Annotated in this window: 21 protein-coding genes; 16 read left to right on the top strand and 5 right to left on the bottom strand. The window is 45.7% G+C overall.

The window, feature by feature from the left end; genetic code table 11:
* Positions 1-20 precede the first annotated feature (20 nt).
* A complete protein-coding gene (locus ACXAH6_RS18095; RefSeq protein WP_474879127.1) occupies positions 21-521 on the bottom strand; it encodes a TlpA family protein disulfide reductase in 501 nt (166 codons plus the stop codon).
* 83 nt (positions 522-604) lie between these two features.
* Between ACXAH6_RS18095 and arsC the strand changes: the two genes are divergently transcribed.
* From arsC to ACXAH6_RS18075, 4 genes are read left to right on the top strand one after another with little or no spacing between them, the layout of a single operon-like run.
* Complete coding sequence (gene arsC / locus ACXAH6_RS18090) at positions 605-958, top strand: arsenate reductase (glutaredoxin) (RefSeq protein WP_474879125.1); 354 nt, start codon at positions 605-607, stop codon at positions 956-958.
* On the top strand, positions 958-1,545 hold the full coding sequence (wrbA, locus tag ACXAH6_RS18085; protein WP_474879124.1) for an NAD(P)H:quinone oxidoreductase: 588 nt from the start codon (positions 958-960) through the stop codon (positions 1,543-1,545). The genes arsC and wrbA overlap by 1 nt, the downstream gene beginning before the upstream one ends.
* An 11-nt stretch (positions 1,546-1,556) precedes the next feature.
* Complete coding sequence (locus ACXAH6_RS18080; RefSeq protein WP_474879146.1) at positions 1,557-1,934, top strand: DUF2069 domain-containing protein; 378 nt, start codon at positions 1,557-1,559, stop codon at positions 1,932-1,934.
* Between the two features lie 28 nt (positions 1,935-1,962).
* Positions 1,963-3,918 (top strand): hypothetical protein, encoded by a 1,956-nt coding sequence (locus tag ACXAH6_RS18075; protein WP_474879122.1) that lies wholly within the window; start codon positions 1,963-1,965, stop codon positions 3,916-3,918.
* A gap of 43 nt (positions 3,919-3,961) precedes the next feature.
* On the opposite strand, the gene hda is transcribed toward ACXAH6_RS18075, so the two are convergent.
* Both hda and ACXAH6_RS18065 read right to left on the bottom strand, forming a co-directional pair.
* The gene (gene hda, locus ACXAH6_RS18070; protein ID WP_474879120.1) at positions 3,962-4,699 is read right to left on the bottom strand and encodes a DnaA regulatory inactivator Hda; all 738 of its coding nucleotides are present in this window, start codon (positions 4,697-4,699) and stop codon (positions 3,962-3,964) included.
* 12 nt (positions 4,700-4,711) lie between these two features.
* Positions 4,712-5,905, bottom strand: coding sequence for a DUF2066 domain-containing protein (locus ACXAH6_RS18065; protein ID WP_474879119.1), 1,194 nt, complete (start codon positions 5,903-5,905; stop codon positions 4,712-4,714).
* A gap of 445 nt (positions 5,906-6,350) precedes the next feature.
* Here ACXAH6_RS18065 and purM point away from each other — a divergent pair, with 445 nt between their 5' ends.
* From purM to ACXAH6_RS18035, 6 genes are all read left to right on the top strand, one after another.
* Positions 6,351-7,388, top strand: a complete 1,038-nt coding sequence (gene purM / locus ACXAH6_RS18060) for a phosphoribosylformylglycinamidine cyclo-ligase (protein ID WP_474879117.1) — start codon at positions 6,351-6,353, stop codon at positions 7,386-7,388.
* Between the two features lie 3 nt (positions 7,389-7,391).
* A complete protein-coding gene (gene purN / locus ACXAH6_RS18055) occupies positions 7,392-8,054 on the top strand; it encodes a phosphoribosylglycinamide formyltransferase (protein ID WP_474879115.1) in 663 nt (220 codons plus the stop codon).
* A complete protein-coding gene (locus ACXAH6_RS18050) occupies positions 8,008-8,781 on the top strand; it encodes a DUF3108 domain-containing protein (protein ID WP_474879114.1) in 774 nt (257 codons plus the stop codon). The genes purN and ACXAH6_RS18050 overlap by 47 nt, the downstream gene beginning before the upstream one ends.
* Before the next feature lie 128 nt (positions 8,782-8,909).
* A complete protein-coding gene (gene fadE, locus ACXAH6_RS18045; RefSeq protein WP_474879112.1) occupies positions 8,910-11,366 on the top strand; it encodes an acyl-CoA dehydrogenase FadE in 2,457 nt (818 codons plus the stop codon).
* Between the two features lie 72 nt (positions 11,367-11,438).
* Positions 11,439-12,149, top strand: a complete 711-nt coding sequence (locus tag ACXAH6_RS18040) for a substrate-binding periplasmic protein (RefSeq protein ID WP_474879110.1) — start codon at positions 11,439-11,441, stop codon at positions 12,147-12,149.
* A 198-nt stretch (positions 12,150-12,347) separates the two neighbouring features.
* The gene (locus ACXAH6_RS18035) at positions 12,348-15,611 is read left to right on the top strand and encodes a S41 family peptidase (RefSeq protein ID WP_474879109.1); all 3,264 of its coding nucleotides are present in this window, start codon (positions 12,348-12,350) and stop codon (positions 15,609-15,611) included.
* A gap of 69 nt (positions 15,612-15,680) precedes the next feature.
* Here ACXAH6_RS18035 and add read toward each other — a convergent pair whose 3' ends face one another.
* Entirely contained in the window at positions 15,681-16,670 is a 990-nt protein-coding gene (add, locus tag ACXAH6_RS18030) for an adenosine deaminase (RefSeq protein ID WP_474879107.1), read from the bottom strand.
* Positions 16,671-16,715: 45 nt separating this feature from the next.
* Positions 16,716-17,351 carry a response regulator gene (locus ACXAH6_RS18025; RefSeq protein WP_474879105.1) on the bottom strand — a complete coding sequence of 212 codons (636 nt, stop codon included), beginning with the start codon at positions 17,349-17,351 and terminating at the stop codon, positions 16,716-16,718.
* 181 nt (positions 17,352-17,532) lie between these two features.
* Here ACXAH6_RS18025 and cmoA point away from each other — a divergent pair, with 181 nt between their 5' ends.
* From cmoA to ACXAH6_RS17995, 6 genes are all read left to right on the top strand, one after another.
* The gene (cmoA, locus tag ACXAH6_RS18020) at positions 17,533-18,270 is read left to right on the top strand and encodes a carboxy-S-adenosyl-L-methionine synthase CmoA (protein WP_474879103.1); all 738 of its coding nucleotides are present in this window, start codon (positions 17,533-17,535) and stop codon (positions 18,268-18,270) included.
* On the top strand, positions 18,267-19,256 hold the full coding sequence (gene cmoB, locus ACXAH6_RS18015) for a tRNA 5-methoxyuridine(34)/uridine 5-oxyacetic acid(34) synthase CmoB (RefSeq protein WP_474879101.1): 990 nt from the start codon (positions 18,267-18,269) through the stop codon (positions 19,254-19,256). The genes cmoA and cmoB overlap by 4 nt, the downstream gene beginning before the upstream one ends.
* A gap of 165 nt (positions 19,257-19,421) precedes the next feature.
* Positions 19,422-20,291, top strand: coding sequence for a kinase (locus ACXAH6_RS18010; RefSeq protein WP_474879099.1), 870 nt, complete (start codon positions 19,422-19,424; stop codon positions 20,289-20,291).
* A complete protein-coding gene (locus ACXAH6_RS18005) occupies positions 20,288-21,112 on the top strand; it encodes an HAD-IIB family hydrolase (RefSeq protein ID WP_474879098.1) in 825 nt (274 codons plus the stop codon). The genes ACXAH6_RS18010 and ACXAH6_RS18005 overlap by 4 nt, the downstream gene beginning before the upstream one ends.
* An 8-nt stretch (positions 21,113-21,120) precedes the next feature.
* Positions 21,121-22,347: a glycosyltransferase family protein gene (locus tag ACXAH6_RS18000; protein ID WP_474879096.1), complete on the top strand. Its 1,227-nt coding sequence runs from the start codon at positions 21,121-21,123 to the stop codon at positions 22,345-22,347.
* 6 nt (positions 22,348-22,353) lie between these two features.
* The gene (locus ACXAH6_RS17995) at positions 22,354-24,120 is read left to right on the top strand and encodes a sugar phosphorylase (RefSeq protein WP_474879094.1); all 1,767 of its coding nucleotides are present in this window, start codon (positions 22,354-22,356) and stop codon (positions 24,118-24,120) included.
* Positions 24,121-24,288 lie beyond the last annotated feature (168 nt).

The following is a 24,288-nucleotide window of genomic DNA, read 5'->3' as shown; positions in this document are numbered from 1 at the left end:
TATCGATGCCCACTCAATCTTTAGTGGGCTAGCCGTGCTTTGTGTAAAGCTGCTTTTAACCGTACTTCGTTTTGCTCGCCGTATAGCTTTTCAACGACCTTTCCCGCAGGGTCAATAAGATAGGTTGTTGGCAATAGCGGAGGGGTTGAAACAGGAAAAACACTGTCGTCATCATTGACGATCACAGGTACTTCAATATCGTACTTCTTTACTTGAGTTTGTAAGTCACTGACTGATAATCGGTCATAATTGACCATAAAAATTGCAACATCAGCCCCTTTATTTCTGTAGAAATTATTAAGCTCTGGTATTTCTCGTAGGCACGGCGAGCACCATTCGGCAAAGTAATTGATGATCACCCACTTTCCTTCCAGAGCCTGCCAAGATATGGGTTTACCTTCTGTTGTACTGGCGTCAACCGTTGCGCGCTGAGCAACCCACCAACCAGACGTTGCTGCAACAATACCCGCAACAAACAAGACTGCCGTTATCGTTCGTTTACTCAGTACCCTTTCTTTCACAACAAATTTTACCCTTGGGACTTGATTCGTTTGTTTTTCATTGCATCATACGTAGCAACAAACACAAAGAAAAGAGTGACTTCATGCCAACTATTTCCATACTACATAACCCGCGCTGTTCGAAAAGCCGTCAAACACTGGCTTTATTGCAAGAACAAGGTATTAACCCAACGATTATTGAATATTTAAAAACGCCGTTGGATGAAGCCGCCATTCGAGACATTGCCAGTAAGTTGGGCCTAGCGCGTGTGACAGACATGATGCGAACAAAAGAAGCCGATTTCAAAGAAGCCGGGCTACACCTTGATGGCGTTACCGATGACCAACGATTTAGAGCAATGGCGAGTTTTCCCAAACTTATAGAGCGTCCGGTTGTAATTAATGGTGACAAAGCAAAGATTGGCCGCCCACCCGAAGCCGTGCTGGATATTTTATAATGCCTTATATTTTGGTGTTGTTTTATAGCCGTCACGGAGCCACGCAAGCGCTGGCCGAACACATAGCCAGAGGTGTAGCAAGCACTGGAATGGACGTAAGAGTTCGCACCGTTCCTCCGCTTCGGCAGTTTGACGAAGCCCACGCAGATAGTATTCCAGAGTCTGGAGCCCCGTATGTTTCGAAAGATGACTTAACTCATTGTAGTGGTATGGCAATGGGCAGCCCTACCCGTTTTGGAAACATGGCAGCACCATTAAAGCACTTTCTCGATAGCACCAGTGCACAGTGGCTAAGTGGCGATTTGATCGACAAACCCGGTTGTGTGTTCACGTCGACCAGTAGTCTGCATGGGGGGCAAGAAACAACCTTGCTTACCATGGCCCTGCCTTTGCTTCATCACGGTATGTTGTTATGCGGTCTACCTTATTCTGAGGCAGACTTACACACTACATCTTCTGGTGGCAGCCCATATGGCGTTACCCATGTCGCCAGCAACGACCAGAACAAGTTAACCGAAGAAGAGAAAAGATTGTGTCTCGCACAAGGCAAACGCCTGGCACAAATAGCACAACAATTAGGAAGCTAACTATGATCCCAATGGCGAGTAAAACAAAACAATTACGCATCGTCGCACTCGCAAGCTATATGGGTTTACTCACGTGGGTCGTTTTATGGCATTTTGTATTAACCACCACTCATGAGTATTCGGTCACCTTTACCCTGCTAGTATATGTATTGCCTTTACTTTTGCCCTTTAAGGGTATTGTGCAGGCTAAGCCCTATACTCACGCATGGGCTAATTTCATCATTTTATTTTATATTATTCATGGCATTACCGTTTTATATGCCGTACCGTTAGAACGTAGTTTTGCATTAGTGGAACTCATTCTTGCCAGTTGCATGTTTACAGGATGTAGTCTCTTTGCCCGTTTTCGTGGTAAAGAATTAGGATTGGGTTTAAAAAAACAGAAATAAGCCCTGATATTGTTTAAAGGAGATAACAATGCGCAAGTTGATACTTGTTACTTTTATTGGTGCCGCGCTTTCTGGCTGCGGCGGCTCTGGGGGTGATTCAACGTCACCGACACCACCTACGCAAACCCCGTCATATAGCAGTGCTACACCCGCTATCACAGAAAGTAACCTAGCCCTTTATGGCGATGTATCCGCAGAAGCTGGGCAATCGGTCGGCTTTGCTGTGACTTCGGTCGACGGACAAGCAATCAGCCAGTCATCTTGGCAGCAACTCAGCGGTACGGCGGTTGATTTGCTCGCTTCTCACACCCAAGCTGTAGGGTTTGACGTACCAGAAGCAGGTACTTATCAATTTGAATACACAGCGACCTTTGCCGACGGGACTAGCCAAACAGTCTCTTTCGATATGACGGCTCAAGCATCTCAAAGCGACCAAGCAAATATTCGTTTAGATCACAGTGCGACTGAATTAGGGCGCGTCTCACTACGTGTCGATAGCGATGCGTCAAAAGCCATAACCAGCATCAGTTGGAACCAAGCTTTCGGGCCAGAACCAGACGAGATCACCTACAGCACAGATACCACTAATGGCCCTGAATACAGTATGTATTTTGACGCGCCGAGTGTATCTGAAGATGAAATTCTGGTGTTTTCTGCCACCATTACCTATTCAGATGGCACGCAAGCCAGCGACGACGCGTACGTTGTTGTAAAAGACACAACCTTCGCCAGCAACGGTTATTTTCCGCAAAGCGAATTGTACGTCACCACTGACATGATCCCTTATGTTGATGATAGCCCCTACGCTGATGTACTTGCCGGTTGCGTTTACTCGAACACATTGAATTCAACATGCAGTTTCAATACATTGCCGTTAATTGGTCAGGAAACAACGACCCCCACTATCGACGATATTCTCGACCGCTTGGTGGTGTCACACAAATGGATGGGAGACCGTTTCAAAGAGTTTTTGCAAAATTCATCATCGTCGGAAGATATGTTAAAGCTTCTTCGCGCGACGAACGCAATCGTGATTTCCTATGAAGTACGCCCGTCTTTCTATTGGGCTGCCACTGGGGCCATTTACCTCGATGCTGCGAATTTTTGGCGTACCCCTGAGGAGCGAGATACCTTAAATACCGCCCCAGATTACCGCAGCGACTTTGGTAACGATTTGCGCTTCGGGATTTACTGGCGTTATTTGAAAGACAGTGAATATTACTACCCTCAACCGTCACTCGCCGCCGCAAATAGAAATTCGCGCGACTTTGCTCGTCTAGAAGCCGCAGTGTCCTGGTTGATGTACCATGAACTGGCCCACGCCAATGACTTTTTCCCGTCAACCAGTTGGGCTAATTTATCTTCCACTAGTAACCCGCTTAGCTACGCCAGTAATAACAGTACTGATTCAGACGGTATGATTGCTCGCTATCCGCTGGCTTCTGATATTCTCAGCGATTTAGCGCAGGTAAATTACGGCGGCGAAACAGCAACAAGCGCACAAAAAGCGCTGACTGCGGAAGACGGTGCCAACGAGTTTAAACAAGATACGGCCGTCTCTTTTTATTCGTATTACACCCACCGCGAAGACTACGCCACCATGTTTGAGCGCTTTATGATGTTGTATCGATTAGGGGTCAGTGCAGACGTGGCGGTTATCTCGGCAGTGAATAACCCTAATGCAACTATGGCTTGGGCACAGCGAGATCGCATTGCCGATGGAGCGTTAGTTGACCGTGCTGATTACGCAATTGCCCGAGTACTGCCCGAACTCGATGTGGCAGCGGCTCGCGCTTCTTTGCCAGCGCCAATTACCTACCCGTCGGGAGCGTCTTGGTATGACTATGCATCGCTCAGTACAACTGCAACAACGAGTAGTTTGAGTAAACAGAATGCATTCGTGAAAGCCTGGATATACGACCTACAGCAATTCGACCAACAACACCGCCACGAAGGTCATTTACCTTTGCCTTCTTCTCAGTAAACACAAAGAGTTCAGTAGCAACATTAGCAATGTGATGTTGCTACTACTCTAGCCCCAACTCGCGCTTGACCAAATTCACTGTGAGGCGTTTTTTCTCTTGCAAAGAGCGTTGATCTAAACGCTCAATGAGCGCCATTAAGCTAGGCATATCCCGATCACTGTGATGTAACAAAAACTGCAATGCCTGTTGAGAGAGGTTCAGGCCTCGTTGTGTTACTCGGTGCTCTACTACCGTCTGTTTATCCTCATCGCTCAGTGGTACCAACTGGTAACTCAGACCCCAGCCTAAGCGAGAGCGTAAATCTGGCAGAATAAAATCTGGATGCAGCGCCCCCAAACGACTGGTGATCACCAGCAAAGACTGCTGCGTTTCACTCACTCGGTTAATCAAGTCAAACAAGGCTTCTTCCCAATCGGCTTTACCCGCTAAAACGTGAATATTGTCCAAACAAATTAAGGGGAGATATTCTAACCCGTCGAAAACGGCCGGTGACCAACTCGTGTGATCCGCCAAGTTTAAATACACATGGCTCTGCCCTTGCGCCGATAGAATATGTGACAAGGCGTAAAGTAAATGACTTTTACCAGTACCAGCGCCACCGAATAAATGAATAATGGGGGCTTTCAGTTGATGAATATGGCGTAATTCAGACTGCTTACGCCATAAAGGCATGGCTTGAGCCAATGACTGGATTAATGCCACTACCTCACCATTTTTGCCCGCAACAAAACTTTCAAAAGTCTCGTCGGTCGGTAATGTCACGGGTAAAGGTAACTGCATAGTGGGATTTATCTATTCATTCCAGTAAAAATTTGCACCCTCAATGGGTTGCCCAAACGCATCCACCACAGGGGATAAACGAGAATCTAACGATAGTACATTTAAGAAATCTTGTTCAGAACCTAACAAAGTAATTGTAAAGGTCGCGACCGAGCCTTTCTGCTGTGTCAGGGCTACGCTGTCTGTCACACTTAATCCAGAAAGATAATTAAGCGCGTTAACATACTTAGATAAAGCATCTAGGTTCGATACAGAAATGGCCAGCTTTACTGCATTACCGTCTTTCGGCGTGTAGGGCAAAATAGCGAACTGCTGACCTAGAAAATCGGCATAGTGATTGATTAATTGTTCAACAAGTAATTCGCGTGAATCACCGTAAATCACGTCTGTTTTAACACCTTCATTACTGGTGTAAACCCACTCTAATCCAAAACGACCTTTGCGTGCGCGCGATTGCATAGACTTAAATTCGGCCGCAGTGAACGCAGGCCCGCTTTCTTCCTGCGCATCTTGAGGGTCGAAATATCGCTCCATATCATTTACATCGCCCGCTCCGAAAGCCGAATCGCGGTCAACATAAGCATTTTGCGGCGTATCTTCTCGCTGGGGAATGGTTGGCATATGTTTCGATTGCGTTTTAAACAACCGCCCTCCCATAACAAAATCTGCACCATAGCGTTGGCTAGCCACTTGAATACGATTCACAAATAGCCCCCATACATCATACATGGTCAATGCTTGAGAATCGGTCAAATCTAACAAAGGTAACGAAACCGGAATGCCCCGTTTTTCCGCATACTGATGAATATCTATTGATAGAGGGTCAGCGCCTTCGCCCAATATGTAGCGGTCGCCTTGCCCGTCTTCAATAGCAAGCCAAAGCAGTGTATCGGGACGGCGTTGGCCCCACAAAGGTAATTTGGCATCGCGTAAGAATGCTGCCAGTTGTGTTTGATCAAACTCGGCAACATACCAAAGTTGGCCATCCTGCTCATTGAATTGGTATGACCTTAGGTATTGACGAGCATTTTCAGTGAGCGCTTTGACTTGCTGATACTCACCAATATCAGGGCGCCCACTCAGTTTAATTAGTGCAATTTCAAGTGCTACTTTCACCGCTTTATTTTGCGTACGGGTAGATTGATCGTCTACGGCAACGCGGGCAACGTTAGTTTCTACAACCGTTGTTGCATGAGCTTGGTACATGAACACGTTGCTAATAAGTAACAACAATAGACCCACTGGCTGAACATGTGTTTTCAAATACGTTGAAACACCGGCCCATAAGCCACCAATAAAAAAGAAAGGTCTTGAAAAATTAAAGCGATTAAACAACAGGATATGCTACTCCTTGCAAAAGCTGACTTAGGGTAACGCGCAATCTTTTAGCGCTCTATTGTGTGCTATTTTCATCGACATTTCACCTGCTTATACCACGAAAATTAAAATTTAATCGAGGTGTTAAATAATGCACAACAAAATGTCTGTTGACTGATTAAATAGCATTCTCATCGTCAAAACCCAGCAATTGTCACGCCAACTCAACGCTTCGTTAAAAAAGCCTGACTATTTCCCCCGATTAGGCGTTGGACTTGAAGGCGGATACTGGTAGAATCCGCGACTTTACTAGTCAGCAGCAAGGCCTTTTTCTGTGAGCGAAAACAAAACCTCCCTCAGCTACAAAGACGCCGGTGTCGATATCGACGCAGGTAACCAACTGGTAGAACGTATCAAATCAGTGACAAAACGCACTCATCGCCCCGAAGTAAAAGGCGGTTTAGGTGGTTTTGGCGCACTGTGTGCTATCCCACAAAAATACAAACAACCTTTGTTGGTTTCAGGTACTGACGGCGTAGGCACAAAACTTCGTCTAGCGATGGACAATAATCAACACCACGGCGTAGGCATCGACCTAGTAGCCATGTGTGTAAACGACCTAATCGTTCAAGGCGCAGAACCCCTGTTTTTCCTTGATTACTATGCGACAGGTAAACTCGACGTTGATACCGCTGCTGACGTTGTTTCTGGTATTGGCGCAGGTTGTGAACTAGCCGGTTGTGCCTTGATTGGCGGTGAAACTGCTGAAATGCCTGGTATGTACCACGGTGACGATTACGATATCGCTGGATTCTGTGTCGGTGTGGTAGAAGCAGAAGACGTGATTGACGGCAGCAAAGTAAAAGCAGGCCAGAAAATTATCGCACTGGGTTCTTCAGGCCCTCATTCAAACGGCTATTCTCTTGTTCGCAAGATCATTGAAGTAAGCAATGCCGATTTATCATCTGATTTAGAGGGTAAACCACTCATCGAGCGTTTACTTGAGCCAACGCGAATTTACGTCAAGAGCGTACTTAAATTGCTTGAATCTGTAGAAGTTGCAGCCATTTCTCACATCACCGGTGGCGGCTTCTGGGAAAACATCCCTCGCGTGCTGCCTGACGATTGTAAAGCCGTTATTGATGGCAGCAGCTGGCAATGGCCTTCTGTGTTCAATTGGTTACAAGAAAACGGCAACGTAACTACACATGAGATGTATCGCACGTTTAACTGTGGCGTTGGTCTTGTGATTGCAGTTGATGCTGATGTAGCTGATAAAGCGGTTGAAATTCTGACAGCAGAAGGCGAAAACGCGTGGGTCATCGGTGAAATCGACGCTGCTAACGGCGGTGAACAGGTGGAAATTCGCTAAGTCATGAGTGAATCGAATTCCCCTAAACGCTTGTGCGTTCTGATTTCTGGTAATGGCTCTAACTTACAAGCCATCATTGACCGCATTGAGCAAAACAAGCTCAATGCGGAAATTGTTGGTGTTATTGCCAACAAGCCCAATGCCTATGGCTTAGAGCGTGCTAAAAATGCGAACATCCCTGCACTGTGTATCGAGCATGGTCAGTATGAAGATCGTGAACAGTACGACAACGCTATGATGGAAGCCATTGACAAGATGGCACCAGATTGTATCGTGCTTGCTGGCTTTATGCGTATCCTTACACCGGCATTTGTAAATCACTATGCGGGCAAATTATTGAACATTCACCCGTCTTTGTTGCCAAAGTACAAAGGTTTACATACGCATCAACGTGCAATTGACAATGGCGATAAAGAGCATGGCGTTAGTGTACATTTCGTAACTCCCGAATTAGACGGTGGACCGGTAATTATTCAAAGTAAAGTACCGGTATTCGAAGATGACAATGCCGATGTGCTCGCCGACCGCGTGCAAGAACAAGAACGCCAAATATACCCTTTGGTGCTTCAATGGTTCTGCGACGGTCGATTATCGATGTCTGATAATAAGGCGGTATTAGATGGTTCTGAATTGGGCTTACACGGCTACGCAAGCGAAACGGAATAACACAATCTTCAGGTTGAGCACTCTGCTCAGCCTGTTTTTTCTCTTCCTTACATCTTCATCGTGGGCAACTGACGCCTCTTCCGATGACACTCCGTCACTACAATCATTTCACGCCGTTTACTCCGCCATGAAGTGGGACGAAGATCTCGGTAAAGCCGAACTGAAACTGGAACACCTAGCGGGTGACACTTACTCGTTAATTTACAGCTCCAAAGTGTCTAAGTTCTTTTTGTCCGACAAGCGTTTCGAACATTCTATTTTCAATTACAAAGCGGGGGATTTCACGCCCGTCGAGTACCATTATAAACGCTCGGGGACAGGGCCGGATAAGAAATTGGACTTAACCTTCGTCACAACACCTGATCGTCAAGTGGTCGACGCCGAAGGTAACACCCAAGCGTGGGAGAAAGAATTTGATAATCAGCTATATCGGCTAGATTTGCCCTTACGCTTGGCTCAAGGTGAAACTCAATTTAACTACCACTTCATTAATTCACGCGGGCAAAAACGCAATTACCACATGGTGGTAGAAGGCCAAGAGACACTCAGCCTGCCCTATGGCGACCTCGAAACAATAAAGGTAAAAATTTTGCGGGAAAGTGGTGCCGAGCGGCAAACATTTGCGTGGTTTGCACCTAAGCTTGATTACAACTTAGTACGCTTTCAACAGTTTAAAGACGGCGATGAACAAGGTGACGTTCAACTGCTGTCATATAAACGTCTGTAAGGGCCATTGCACTTTACATTTCAATGCAAAATAAACCAAGTCTGACTTGATTTTTATCGAGTCAGATTATAGCTTTATACCAATCTGGTCTGACCTTAAACCGTCAGCAAACATCGTTGGAGTAAAGTATGAGTTTAGTCATTTGGTATTTGCTTGTTGTGCTCGCACTCGCAATCGCCAGTTACAAACGCACCACGCTAATTAATGCCGTCAGTATCGCTGGTGGCGTTTTAGTATTAGGCACGTTATTTGGCGATATTGGCCTCATCAGCTGGGTCATTTTCGCTGCCTTCACCCTCCCCTTTATTGTTCCGCAAATTCGACAACAATACCTCACCACACCACTGCTTAAATTTTATCGCAAAGTTATGCCTGAAATGTCTCGTACCGAGCAAGAGGCTATCGATGCGGGTACTGTGTGGTGGGACGGCGATATTTTTTCTGGTAAACCGAACTGGAACAAGCTTCATGCCATCCCCAAGGGGCGACTAACAGCAGAAGAGCAAGCATTCTTAGATGGCCCAGTAGATCGCGTATGTAATATGGTAGATGAATGGCAAATTAATCATCAAGATGCCGACTTATCGCCAGAAACCTGGGCTTATCTCAAAGAACATAAATTCTTTGCCATGATCATTAAAAAGCAATATGGCGGACTGGAATTTTCCGCCTATGCGCAAAGTCGTGTCTTGCAAAAATTAGCCGGCACATCGGCGGTACTTTCAAGTACGGTGGGTGTACCCAACTCGTTAGGCCCGGGTGAATTATTACAACATTATGGTACTACCGAACAACAAGACCACTACTTACCTCGTTTGGCTTCGGGCGATGAAATTCCCTGTTTTGCCTTAACCGGCCCGGAGGCAGGCTCAGACGCTGGTGCTATTCCCGATTCAGGCGTGATTTGTAAAGGACAATGGGAAGGCGAAGAAATCATTGGTATGCGCCTTAATTTCGACAAGCGTTATATCACTCTTGCGCCTGTAGCTACTGTGATCGGCCTCGCCTTTAAACTCTACGATCCTGACAACCTGATTGGCGATACGGAAGAGCTGGGTATTACGTGTGCGTTAATTCCCCGCACTACCGAAGGTTTGAGTATTGGCCGCCGTCATTTCCCGTTGAATACTCCATTCCAGAATGGTCCTATTCAGGGTAAAGACATTTTTGTGCCGTTAGATTACATCATTGGTGGGCAAGCCATGGCCGGAAAAGGCTGGCGTATGCTAATGGAATGCTTGTCGGTTGGCCGCTGCATTACGCTACCTTCAACAGGTGCTGGTGGCGCGAAGTCAATGGCACTTGCCACTGGCGCTTATGCACGAATTCGTCGCCAATTTAAAATGCCCGTTGGTTACATGGAAGGCGTAGAAGAGATGCTTGCTCGTATTGGTGGTAATGCTTACCTAGCCGACGCAGTGACTCGCTTATCAACGGTAGGTGTAGACTTAGGTGAGAAACCGTCAGTTATTTCTGCCATTTGTAAATACCACCTCACTGAACGTATGCGCCAAGCGGTGAATGACGCCATGGACGTGCACGGCGGAAAAGGCATTATGCTTGGGCCAAATAATTATCTTGGTCGAGGCTATCAAGGCGCGCCTATTTCTATCACCGTTGAAGGTGCGAATATTTTAACCCGTAACATGATGATCTTCGGTCAAGGTGCAATGCGTTGCCACCCATACGTATTGAAAGAGATTCAAGCCTCAGCCTTGTCAGATGACAAATCGGCGTTAGACGAGTTTGATTCAGCCGTATTCGGTCATATTGGTTTTGCCATCGCCAATACCGTGCGCAGTGTGTGGTTTAGTCTAACTGGTGGCCGTTTCAATGAAGCACCGTTTGAAGACACCACCAAGCGTTATTACCAGCTGTTAAGTGGCTATAGCGCTAACCTCGCTCTACTAACCGACGTGTCAATGGGCGTGTTAGGCGGTGATTTAAAACGTCGTGAACGCTTGTCTGCACGATTGGGCGATATACTCAGTATGCTTTATTTGGCCAGCGCAACACTGAAACGCTATGATGAAGAAGGTCGTTTGCAAGAAGACTCACCATTAATGCAATGGGCTGTGCAAGATTGTCTTTATCAACTCGAAACTGCCATCATCGATTTTCTACACAACTTCCCGAATAAGGCTGTAGCAAACACCTTACGTGTGCTAGTGATGCCATTTGGTCGTCGTGTCACAAAACCGAGTGACAAGGTAGAACATGCCATAGCGCAATTGCTGCAAAAACCTTGCAGTGCCCGTGCGCGTCTGGGTATGGGGCAATACTTAACGCGTGAAGCGGGTAGCTTGGCTGGCGATTTAGAACAGACTCTCGAAGATGTTATTTCTGCTGAGCCAATTTTTGATCGTATCTGTCGGGCGAAATCAGTGAGACTGCCCTTTACAGGCCTTGATAAATTGGCCGACACCGCCTTGCAGGACAATCTCATTGACGAAGAAGAAGCGACACTGCTCAAACGTACTGAAGCAGGCCGTCTACGAACCATCAACGTTGATGATTTTGATCACGAAGAATTAGTGGCCGCCATACGTAAGCAAACAACCACTGAAAAAACTGCAGCAGCTTAAATTGCAGTCAGGAGCCGCCTAGTATACTGTATAGATACTAGGCGCTCTTTTAAAAACCAGTGGTATGTCAACGTGGTCAGAACATTCCTTCTTCTTTGCATTTTATTGAGCAATTCGGCAATTTCACAGCCATTAAAACTCACTTCGTTAGATTGGCCTCCATTTTCTGGCAAGTCACTCGATAACGGCGGCACATTTGTCACCAAAGTCAAACAAGCCTTCGCTCAGCAAGGTATAAACGTCAGTATTGATTTTTACCCTTGGTCACGCGCTGTGTGGCTATCAAAACAACACGACACAGCCTATATGGGTTACTTACCTGAATATGCTTATCAGTCTGACACCTTTTTGTTTTCCGACCCCGTTGACACTTCCCCACTCGTACTCATTCACCCAAAAGGAAAAATATTTCACTACGACAAACCCCAAGATTTATTGGGCAAGCGCGTAGGCGTTGTACAAGATTATGTCAACACCGCTGAAATAGACGTACTGATTGCAAAGCGTAAAATCATTTCTGAAGTCGTTACCACAGACGCCGTCAATATTAGAAAAGTTGCTGCTGGTCGACTCGACGCCGCCATTATCGATGTAAACGTTTATCACTATCTGATTAAGCACGACGCGAGCTTAAAAGGCTTAGATGACCTTATCGACATCAATCCCTCCATCGTCGAAATGAAACCTTTGTATGTCGCGTTTAATAAAAATAAAGACGGCGAGAAGTGGCTAAGTCTTTTCAATCAAGGTTTACAACAACTCTCCCCTTCGCAGATTCAATAAACAGCGCGATATCGCCAACTCGGTATTCGCTATAAAAAGCGAGAAAAGTAAGTTTTTCGCTGCTCAACGGCTAATGTCTATGTTTAGTTACAATTTATACTTAGAAATAAGTGACTAGTTATTGCCGATGTGGTGGATCACAGGTAGTTTACTGACTTTAGCAACAATTGTTACATTATCACAAAAACAAGGACAGATATGAGGTATACACGTTCCATTTTTATCACCTGTTTAATGCTGCTGTTACCCGCAGCCAGTTACGGCATCGAAAATAGCGAGTGGTTTTTACACAGTGCTATTTCTCCCGATGGCAAACAGGTCGCATTTTCTTACAAAGGCGACATTTATGTAGTTTCTTCGAGTGGTGGACTCGCCAGGCCTCTCACCATTCACAGTGCATGGGAAGGTCATCCCGTTTGGTCAGAAGATGGCAAACACATTGCTTTTGCCAGTGATCGCGCGGGGAATCTCGATGTATTTATGATGCCATCAACCGGTGGCAAAGCGACACGACTCACCTATCACTCATCAAATGATTACCCACAAGCATTCTTAAACCACGATCAGGAAGTATTGTTTACTTCGGCCCGAATGGACGCTACTAACGCCTCTATCCACCCTACGAGCCGAATGACAGAAACGTATGCAGTAGCCACCTCAGGTGGTACGCCGCGCATGATCACTACCATAGCTACATCAGATGTAGACGTAAGCCCTAATGGTAAGTTATTGGCGTATCGCAATGAAAAGGCATACGAAAATCCATTCAGAAAGCACGACAACTCAGCGTTTGCCCGTGATATTTTTGTGATGGACCTTGCCTCTGGTAAACATACACAAATTACGCATTTTGAAGGCGGTGATCACACACCTGTATTTAGCGACAACGACACTATATATTACACCTCTGAAAAGAGTGGTACGTTTAACGTGTGGAAAATGGACCTCAACGGCGATAACGCCAAGCAAATTACCCATTTCGACCAACATCCAGTACGCGCGTTGTCGATCAGTAGAAAAGGCAAATTGGCCTTCGTTCATCACGGTAGTATTTATGTACAAGATGGCCGGAAGCCCACGCATTTAAAAATAGAAATCCAAAACGATACGCACGGAAACGATATTCAGAATATTCCGTTAAATGGGCATATTTCTGAATTTGCAATATCGCCAAGCGGTAAAGAAGTTGCATTTGTTGCGCGTGGTGAAGTGTTCGTAACCAGTAAAAAGTTCAAAACAACGGTTAGGATCACCAATACACCCGAGCGAGAGCGCTCTGTGTCCTTCAGTAAAGACGGCAGAACATTGCTTTACTCTGCACAAAGAGATGGGCGCTGGGGATTATACGAAACCACTATCGACAATGAAGACGAACCTTACTTCTTTGCTGCGACTAAAATGACTGAAACCCCGCTGTTGGTTACCGACACTGATAGCTTTCAGCCGCTGTATTCACCAGACGGTGATAAAGTGGCATTTTTGTCTTCACGTGACGAAATTCGCGTAATTAACCGAGAAACCAAAGCCGTTAACATCGCGCTTGGTAAAGAAAACAATTACAGCTATTCCGACGGCGATATCCACTTCGCTTGGTCGGCTGACAGCCAGTGGTTAACCGCTGACTTTTCTCCGCGCGGCCGCTTGTTCATTAAAAACATTGGTGTTTTCCCCGCAGACGGCTCGGCCAAACCGGTTGATATCAGCTTGTCTGGTTACAATGATGTAGCGCCCGTTTGGAGCAGTAAAGACGATGTAGTGCTATGGGCAACAACGCGATATGGACAACGCGACCACGGTTCATGGGGCCGCGAGTCAGATGTAATGGCAGCTTTTCTTACTCAAGAAGCCTATGACAAATTTACCTTGAGTGAGGAAGAATACGCGCTGAAAAAAGAGCTCGACAAAAAAAACACCAAGTCTAAAGACGACGGTGACAAGTCAGAATCGGATACAGACAAAGAAGACAACACTGCCGATGATACAGCGAGTGAGACACCAGCGCTCAATATTGAATGGGACAACCTTGACGATCGCACAGTACGTCTGACCATGCACTCTTCATCATTAGGCGAGTTTTTCTTAACCGAAGATGCTAGCTCACTGTTTTACCTGTCTCGTTTCGAAAAAGGTTATGATTTATGGCAGCACAATATTCGTGAACACAGCACAACGCTGGTAGCCAAACTCAACGCACGCAGTGCCTCTATTACTCAATCTCCTGACGGAAAAGAGATATATGTGCTTGCAGATGGCGCGTTAAAAAGCGGTGAGCTCGGCGATAAAGTTAAACTGAAAAGTATTAACGCAAGCCCTGAAATTGCACTCAATGCAACAGCAGAGCGCCAATATATTTTCGACTATGGTTGGCAAAAAATTAAGGATAAGTTCTATAACAAGAACTTCCACGGTGTCGACTGGGACTTTATGGGCGAATCTTATGGTAGAAAGCTATCGTCAATTGGTCACAATCGCGATCTTGCCAATTTATTCGCTGAAATGACCGGTGAGCTCAATGCGAGCCATATTGGATCATCTTATCGCCCTTCCCCTTCACCAACAGACGATGCCACGGGGCAACTTGGCTTGTTCTTCGATATGACTCAAACTGGGCAAGCCTTAACGGTAACAGAGGTGTTAGGTAAAGGGCCATTTGGTCATGCCCACAGCCAAGTCGAGCCAGGGGTAAAACTAACGAGCATCAATGGCCAAGTATTAAATGGTAACGTAAACCTGTTTTCCTTGTTAAACCATACTACGGGCCAACGAGTTAGAATCGGTTTTGAAACCGCCAATGGCACTGCCTTTGAAGAAGTCATTAAACCGATTTCTGCGGGCGAATTAAACCAGTTACTTTACCAACGCTGGGTCGATGGTCGCGCCGCTTACGTTGATAAAATTTCTGACGGAAGACTTGGCTATGTGCATATTCCAGCGATGAATGACCCTGCTTTCAGAAAGGTTTACTCAGACTTGTTCGGTAAATATTTCAATAAAGAAGCGGTAGTCGTAGATACACGCTGGAATGGCGGTGGCTGGTTACACAATGATTTGGCCAAACTCTTTTCTGGTAAATCTTATTTCACGCTCAATGTGAGAGGCCGAGAGTACGCCGGTGACCCGATGGATCAATGGACCAAGCCGAGTGTTTTAGTGGTAAACGAAGGCAACTATTCTGACGGCCATGCCATTGCTTATACTTACGAAGAACTAGGTTTAGGTGACATTGTCGGCATGCCTGTTCCTGGCACCATGACTGCGGTGTGGTGGTCAATGTCTATTTCAGGCGATATTCGCATTGGTGTACCTCAAGTTGGTGTAAAAAACCCTCGCGGTGAGTACTTAGAAAATAACCAAGTAACACCGACTTATCAGGTTAATAACGACCCCAATACATTAACCAATGGCGAAGACAAACAGCTTGATAAAGCAGTGCAAGTGCTGCTAGAGAAAGTCAGTCAATAAAACAGTGGTTAAATAAACGAACGGAAAAAGGTCAGCATTGCTGGCCTTTTTTATTGTAGATGACCCATCCTAAATAGCGTTGATAATGGCTTGTCGCTGAGCTTGCGATACAAAAGCTTGAGTTAAACCATTGCGCTGTATCTGCATCAACTGTTTCTGGGTCAGTCCCAGTGTGTGTTGTGCAATCGCGTACTCGTCGTGAATGGTATTAGCTGATACACCAGGGTCATCGGTATTCAATGAAACCGATACACCGGCGTCGATAAATCGAGCGAGAGGGTGTTGGGCCAAATCACTGACCGTGGTGGTGTGGTAGTTAGAAGTTAAACACACTTCTAGGCCTATTTCTCTCTCACATAGCACTTCCAGTAATTCAGGATCTTGAACCGCTGCAATGCCATGCCCAATACGTTGCGCCCCTAATAAATTAATCGCATCCCAGATACTTTCTGGCCCTGCAGCTTCTCCGGCATGTACCGTTACGTGCCAATTTACTGCTTTTGCTTGTTCAAAATGGCGAACAAAATCCCTCGCGGGAAAGTGCTTCTCGTCGCCCGCCAGATCCAAACCAATAATATCATCGCGATAACGCAACAAGCCGTCTAACTCTCGTTGGCATTGCGCTACGCCATAGGTGCGACTCAATATGCCAATTAAATTAACAGTGAGACCAGTTTCTTGCTGCCCTGCCTGTGTCCCAGCGATCACGGCTTCTACTACGCCTTCAATATGCAGGTTATGGCTCTGTGCCATGTAATACGGAGAAAACCGCAGTTCAGCATAGTGCAGGCCCTCTTTTTTCGCATCGATTACGTTTTCTTTGGCGATACGAAAGCAGTCTTCATAATGCTTCAATACCGACACGCCGTAATCGAGCTTGGTAAGAAAAGAGAGTAAATCAGGTGTTTTGTCCTGAATTTGACAATCGGTCACCAGCGCATCTAAAGACGTAGCAGCAATCGATATGTGATTTTTCTTCGCCAACTCCCAAATGGTCTGCGGGCGAATATTGCCATCTAGATGGCGGTGAAGATCGGTTAGTGGAATATCAGGAAACATAAACGGGTGAATTCACACTAGCTTCCTTGCTAGTCGTTTACTTAGTTAGCTAATTTGTAGTTTGTCCATCAATAGCACAGCCTGTGTACGCGTATTGATGTTCAGTTTTTTCAGAATCGCACTGATGTGAGCTTTCACAGTGGCCTCTGTAACATTCATCTCGTGAGCTATTTGCTTATTCATCATACCCGCCCTAACAAAACGCAATACTTGCATTTGCTTTGGCGTTAGCTCTTTGAATTGACGCACCATTTCTGTCACGTTTTCGTCAACTTCCTGAAGCTGTTCACGAATTGCTTCTGGTACCCATGTGTTGCCATCAAGGACGGCCAGTAACGCTTCAACAATATCACTCGTTGGGGTTGACTTGGGAACAAAGCCCGAGGCACCAAAAGACATTGCTTGTGCAATCACTTCTACATTTTCAGTAGCCGATACCACAATTACAGGCATGTCGGGGTAATTGTCTTTTAAGACTTGTAGTCCATTAAATAAATCACCGCCCGGCATGGTTAAATCTAACAACACTAAATCAAATTCAGGAGACGCCTTTAATTCGATCATCATGCTCGTAATGCTGTCAGCCTCGGCAACGATTAAATCAGAAAAGCGGCCTTGTAATGCACCAATAATGGCTTCTCTGAATAACGGGTGATCGTCTGCGACTAAAAACCGTTTCATATGATCTCTCTATTTTTATATTTAAGTCAGACTCTACCATATAGAGTAATACTTTCGATTAATAAGTTGAAGAAAAACCATGCAATTTGCATAAAGGATTAAGATTCAGGGTGATTCGAGGTTGGCAAGACAGGAATTCAGGGTAAAATTGCCTCCCTTTTTAAGCACTCGGAGCGTAGTTATGAAAAAATCCGACAATATTTTCGCCGAACCAATGAATAAAGTTGAAGATTTCAGCTTTGACGAAACGGTAGCCGATGTATTCCCGGACATGATTCAACGTTCTGTACCAGGTTACGAAACCATTATTCACACCATTGGTGAACTGGCGAGTCAGTATGTTACGCCCAATACTCATCTTTATGATTTGGGCTGTTCTTTGGGAGCGGCGTCATTTTCTGCGGCTAGAGCATGCCCAGCAAACACGTGTGATATTTTTGCTATCGATGCTTCACACGCAATGACCTCACGTTGCGAACGCTTAGTAAAAAGCTTTCACTTACCTAACCCAATCCACGTGTCACAAGGTTATGCCCAAGATGCCAACATTACCAATGCATCTATGGTGGTGATGAACTTTACCTTGCAGTTTATTCCCCCCGCCGACCGCCCTGCTATGCTGGCGCAAATTTATCAAGGGCTAAACCCTAGTGGAATTTTGTTGTTGTCGGAAAAAATACGCCACCCCAGTGAAAACGGTAACCATTTGCTGATTGATCTACACCATCAATTTAAACGCGATAATGGATACAGCGAGTTGGAAATTAGCCAAAAGCGTGCAGCGTTAGAAAACGTGATGCTCACAGACACTTTTGCTGAGCACGAAAACCGCCTCAAAGCCGTTGGGTTCAGCGATGTAGTGATGTGGTACAAGTGCTATAACTTTATGTCCCTAGTCGCAATAAAGGGTAATTCATGATTGCAAATAAACACTTCGAAAACTGTTATCGCGCTCTGTTAGGTAGCCCCGTTAGCCACTGGTTAGAAACCTTACCCGGTCAAGTTTCTGAATGGCAAAAAGACGCACTACACGGCGACTTTAAAAAGTGGTGCAAGTTACTCGATAAACTACCGGCCTTAGAAGCAACCGATGCAGATATTCAAACGGCGGTAAAAGTGGTAGGTAGCGCCACCGACTATGAGAAAAAACAAGCACAAGGCTTGTTGCAGCAGTTTATGCCTTGGCGTAAAGGGCCTTTTTCTATTCACGGCATTGAAATAGATACAGAGTGGCGATCTGACTGGAAATGGGAACGCGTCATTCCTCATCTCGATTCACTCGCTGGGCGCCATGTACTTGATGTAGGCTGTGGTAGTGGTTATCACATGTGGCGTATGTTAGGTGAAGGCGCAAAAGGAGTTTACGGGATCGACCCCACGCAATTGTTCCTCATTCAGTTTTGGGCAATTAAGCACTTTTTACAACCGTCAACCGTTCCCACCAATGCGATTCACTTATTGCCGATTGGCATTGAAGCTATGCAACCGGTAAACGCCTTCGATACCGTGTTTTCTATGGGTGTGCTCTACCACCGTCGTGACCCAATTAAATTTTTATCGGAACTGAAACACCAACTGCGTATAGGCGGACAACTGGTGTTAGAAACCCTGGTTGTCGATGGCGATGATACTACCGTGCTTATGGCTGGTGAACGTTACGCTCAAATGCGAAACGTATGGTTTTTACCGAGTACTGACGCCCTCATTGTTTGGTTAGCGCGTTTGGGCTTTACCGACTGTAAGGTCGTGGATGTGAATACCACGTCTTTGGACGAACAACGCGCGACCGAATGGATGACGTCGCAATCGCTAAAGGACTTTCTCGATCCTGATGACACCAGTAAAACAATTGAAGGTTACCCCGCGCCCAAACGTGCAGTGATCACCGCGTATCGCGGCAAATAATCCCGTTTAAACGCCCCAAATTGACACACAACCGGTAATTTTTACCGATATTCACCCGCCTCGTCGCACTGAGCTAGTGCGACATCGGGCTGGCGACTTGGCATAAATGTTGAAGTCTTATTTGTACTACGTTGTTCACAGAACAACCATAAATAAGGCAATGGCATGGATATTACTGGCTTTCTTGAGACACATCGACTCCCAGATTCATATCGACTAATCGCACAAAAATGGTTCACACCATTAGCAGAAGAGATTCTTTCGCACCAAAACGGTGCCAAGCGCCCTTTTTTTGTGGGTGTAAATGGCTGCCAAGGCTCAGGAAAATCGACCCTTTGTGATTTCTTGATCTATTATTTCACCCAACACCATTCTTTATCTGCGGTCACAGTATCATTAGACGATTTTTACTTAGACCAATCAGCACGCCAATCGCTTGCGGTAAAAGTACATCCGTTACTGGCAACACGCGGTGTACCCGGCACTCACGATGTTGAACTGGCCAACGCGACCTTTGCGCGATTAAAAGAATACGGCACTGTATCGATCCCCCGCTTTAACAAAGCAGTTGATAACCCTTTTCCCGTAACAGAATGGCCAATATTAAACAGTCCACCTGATATTGTGCTGGTTGAAGGTTGGTGCTGGGGCACGCCACCACAGGAAGAAGCGGCGCTTGTTGAGCCAGTAAACCAACTTGAGGCCGACGAAGATGCCATGGGTACGTGGCGTCGTTACGTTAACACTCAACTTCGCACTCAATACCAAGCCTTATTTGATCAAATGCAATATTGGGTGATGTTAAAAGCGCCATCATTTGAAAACGTATTCAAATGGCGTTGTGAGCAAGAACACAAATTGGCCGCAAAAACACAAGGTGCGGGGGTAATGAGCGACGAACAAATAGCGCGCTTCATCCAACATTATCAGCGTTTAACAGAACATAGCTTTACCGCACTAGCGGCAAAGTGTAATCAAGTATTCCACCTTGATGAAAACAGAAACATCACTGAAGTAGTAAAGGGAGAAGTATGACACAGTCGAGTACTGTAATTTTCACAGACATGGATGGCACTTTGCTAGACCACTACACTTACAGTTTCGAAGCAGCGAAACCAACGTTAGCGGCACTTAAACAAAGGCATGTTCCCGTTGTGCCAACAACCAGTAAAACCTTTGCTGAAATGATATGCCTGCGCGATGCTATTGGTCTCACTGGCCCTTTTATCGTTGAAAATGGTGCGGCTGCGTATATTCCTCACGGCTTTTTTAAACAAAAACCGTCTGGCACCGTTTGGCAAGACGGGTTCTGGTGCCATTCTTTTATTTCTTCTAAAAACTACTGGCTAAAACTGCTGGAAATGATCAAACCGGAATTTGACGGTGAATTTACTCACTTTACCGCCATGAGTATTGAAGAGATCCAAGATGCGACAGGCTTAAGTGAAATTGAAGCCTCACGCGCCGCTCAACGTCAGTTTGGTGAACCCATACTATGGAAAGGCACACCTGCACGTAAAACCGAATTTATAAAAGCAATAAAAGATCGAGGAGCTTACCCGTTGGAAGGTGGGCGTTTTATTCATATTTCTGGCGATTGCAACAAAGGACAAGCCTTGCAATGGTTAGTAGATGAATACAGCCGCCAGACCGCTATTCAAACTTCATCGATCGCGTTAGGTGATGGCAACAATGACATTGCAATGTTAGAAGCTGCTGATATTGCTGTTCGCATTGCCTCACCCACGCATGAACCCCCTACATTACAAAAAGAAGAACATGTTTATACGAGCACCCGGTTTGGCCCTGAAGGCTGGACCGAGGTACTGACCCAATTGCTTTCTCTCGAAAATTAGGAGGACACATGGCCGATTTTTATCAAAACGGTGTGGTTACAACTTTACATAACTTATCTAGCCGTACCACTGAGGACCTAGAAGCTGAGTTATTACGCTTTTCTCAAAAGCGCCCGATGGCGCTAATTCTCCCCTCTCTGTTTTCAGAGTTAGAAGGTGAAGCGCTTCCTATGATTGTCGATGAGCTCACCAATGTACCTTATTTATCTGAAATCGTGATTGGTCTCGACCGTGCTGACGAAGCCCAATATCGTCACGCGCAAAAATTCTTTAGTCGATTACCCCAACACCATCGTGTGTTGTGGAACGACGGCCCACGTTTAAAAGCCATAGATGAAGAGTTGGCATCTCATGGCCTAGCTCCAAAAGAGTTGGGTAAAGGCCGTAACGTTTGGTATTGCATGGGCTATATTTTAGCGTCTAACCGCTCAGAGTCTGTGGCGTTACACGACTGTGACATCGTAACCTACAAACGCGACCTACTCGCGCGATTGATTTACCCCGTGGCAAACCCGCAATTCAACTATGAATTTTGTAAGGGGTATTACGCCCGCGTTGCCGATGGCAAAATTAATGGCCGTGTATCGCGCTTGTTAGTCACCCCATTGCTACGCGCATTAAAACGCACATTAGGCGATAACGAATACATTGAGTTTATGGACAGCTTCCGCTATCCACTCGCTGGTGAGTTCTCTTTCCGTCGAGATGTACTCAACGACATTCGCATCCCGAGTGATTGGGGCCTAGAAATCGGTGTATTGTCTGAAATGCATCGCAACTACTCTCATAACCGTTTATGCCAAGCTGATATTGCTGATGCGTATGATCACAAACACCAAGATTTGTCGTTAAACAACGACCAAGGTGGCTTGTCGAAAATGAGTATTGATATTACCAAAGCGGTATTCAGAAAACTCGCAACCCAAGGGCACGCTTTTAGTAGCGAAATGTTCCGTTCAATCAAAGCCACCTACTTCCGTATTGCGCTTGATTTTATCGAGACCTACCACAACGACGCCGTGATGAATGGTCTAACCTTAGATATTCACGCTGAAGAAAAAGCGGTAGAGATGTTCGCCAGCAATATCATGAAAGCGGGCCAAAGCTTCTTAGAAAGCCCAATGGAAACGCCATTTATCCCAAGTTGGAACCGTGTTACCAGCGCAGTGCCAGACATATTGGACCGTTTAGTCGAGGCAGTAGAAGAAGATACTAAAGAATTTATGGGGTCATAAACAACCATGAGTAGCGAGTTAAACCAACTACACGAAAAAGTCAGCCATCATCTGCAGTTTATTTATGCAGATGTGGTGTTAGAAACGCCAGTGGGTGAGCTTGCAACACAGTTGTTGGAAGCGATTGGTATTACTGATGACGCTGACATTACGGTACCAGAACCGCATTACAACCATTGGGATCAAGATGACATCATCATGATCACCTACGGCGATAGCATTATCAATGAGCATGAAAAACCATTGTTTACGCTATTCAGGTTCTTGCATACCTACTGCAAAAACACCGTTAACAATGTGCATATACTGCCATTTTTTCCGTTTAGCTCGGATGACGGTTTTTCCGTCATCGACTACTCTAGTGTGAACGAAGGCTTGGGTTCGTGGGAAGACATCCATCGCATTTCTTCAGAATACGGATTAATGACAGATTTGGTGATCAACCACTGCTCGGCACGTAGTCGCTGGTTTGAAAACTTTATCAAAGGTGAAGGCCCAGGTTCAGATTTTTTCTTAACCGCAGACCCTGCCGCTGATTTGTCTGACGTAACACGTCCTCGTGTATCACCATTGCTACGTGAAACGGAAACCGCAGAAGGGACAAAGCACGTGTGGTGTACCTTTAGCCACGACCAAGTCGACTTTGACTTTGGCAACCCCAAAGTGCTGCTTACCTTTGTAGAAATTATTAAGCTTTACATTGACAACGGTGCCAAGCTGTTCAGACTGGATGCCGTGGCGTTTTTATGGAAAATCATCGGCACCAACTGCATCAATTTGCCTCAGACGCACGAAGTGATCCGCTTATTGCGTACACTCATTGAACATGTTGATCCTAGTATCATCATTATCACAGAAACCAACATTCCAAACCGTGAGAACCTAACGTACTTTGGTAACGCTAATGAAGCCCACGCCATTTACAACTTCTCATTACCGCCATTGTTGGTGAACACACTCGTAACGGGCGATTGTTCATATCTCAAAATGTGGATGATGAGCATGCCACCGGCGCAAAATGGTACCACCTACTTTAACTTTATCGCCTCACACGACGGCATTGGCCTACGCCCTGCTGAAGGTTTGCTCAGTGATGAAGAAGTGGGCACCCTAGTACAAGCGATGCAGAATTTTGGCGGGCGTATTTCATGGCGGGCGACTGAAAATGGTCAACAAAAGCCCTACGAAATCAACATCACCCTGTTTGATGCCATGCAAGGCACAACAAAAGGGCCAGATAAGTGGCAAATAGACCGCTTCTTGTGTGCTCATGCAATTATGCTTGGTATGGAGGGGATCCCGGGTATCTACATTCACAGCTTGTTGGGTACATCCAATGACTATGAAAAAGTAGCAAATACGGGGCAAAATCGCTCTATTAACCGTCGTCGCTGGGATTATGGTGAGCTAGAGAAGCTCTTAGACTCGCCGTTCTCTCAACACCACAAAGTACTCACACGTATTTCTCAGCTTATCCGTATTCGTAAAGCTCAACCGGCATTCCACCCGAATGCGACCCAGTTTACTTTGCAGTTAGGCAATGAGTTGTTCGGTTTCTGGCGTCAAAGCCTAAACAGAAAACAAAGTATATTTTGTGTGAGCAATGTCACCGATCAAGAACAATCTGTATTGCTGAACGCCATTAACTTAATCGGCACCGACAAATGGATTGATCTTATCAGTCAGGATGAAATTGAAGACGTCTATGGCTTTTTACAATTAAAGCCCTATCAAACGGTGTGGATCACCAACATGGACTTCAAGGATGCTTAACTGCCCCTATCCTGATGCTGTTTTAAATTAAAACAGAAACAAAGCCCAGCTCGCGCTGGGCTCAGATTGATGATAAACCCCTCTTTTTTCAGAGGGGTTTATTTTTTCTAGCAGCCGAAGGCTGCGATCGCGATATTTTTTATAGCAGCTTTATTGTTCGAGTGTTGG

Source organism: Alteromonas sp. ABE4_545, assembly GCF_056161325.1.
Note: the sequence above shows the minus strand (reverse complement) of the source record. Positions and strands in the feature narration are given on the sequence as shown.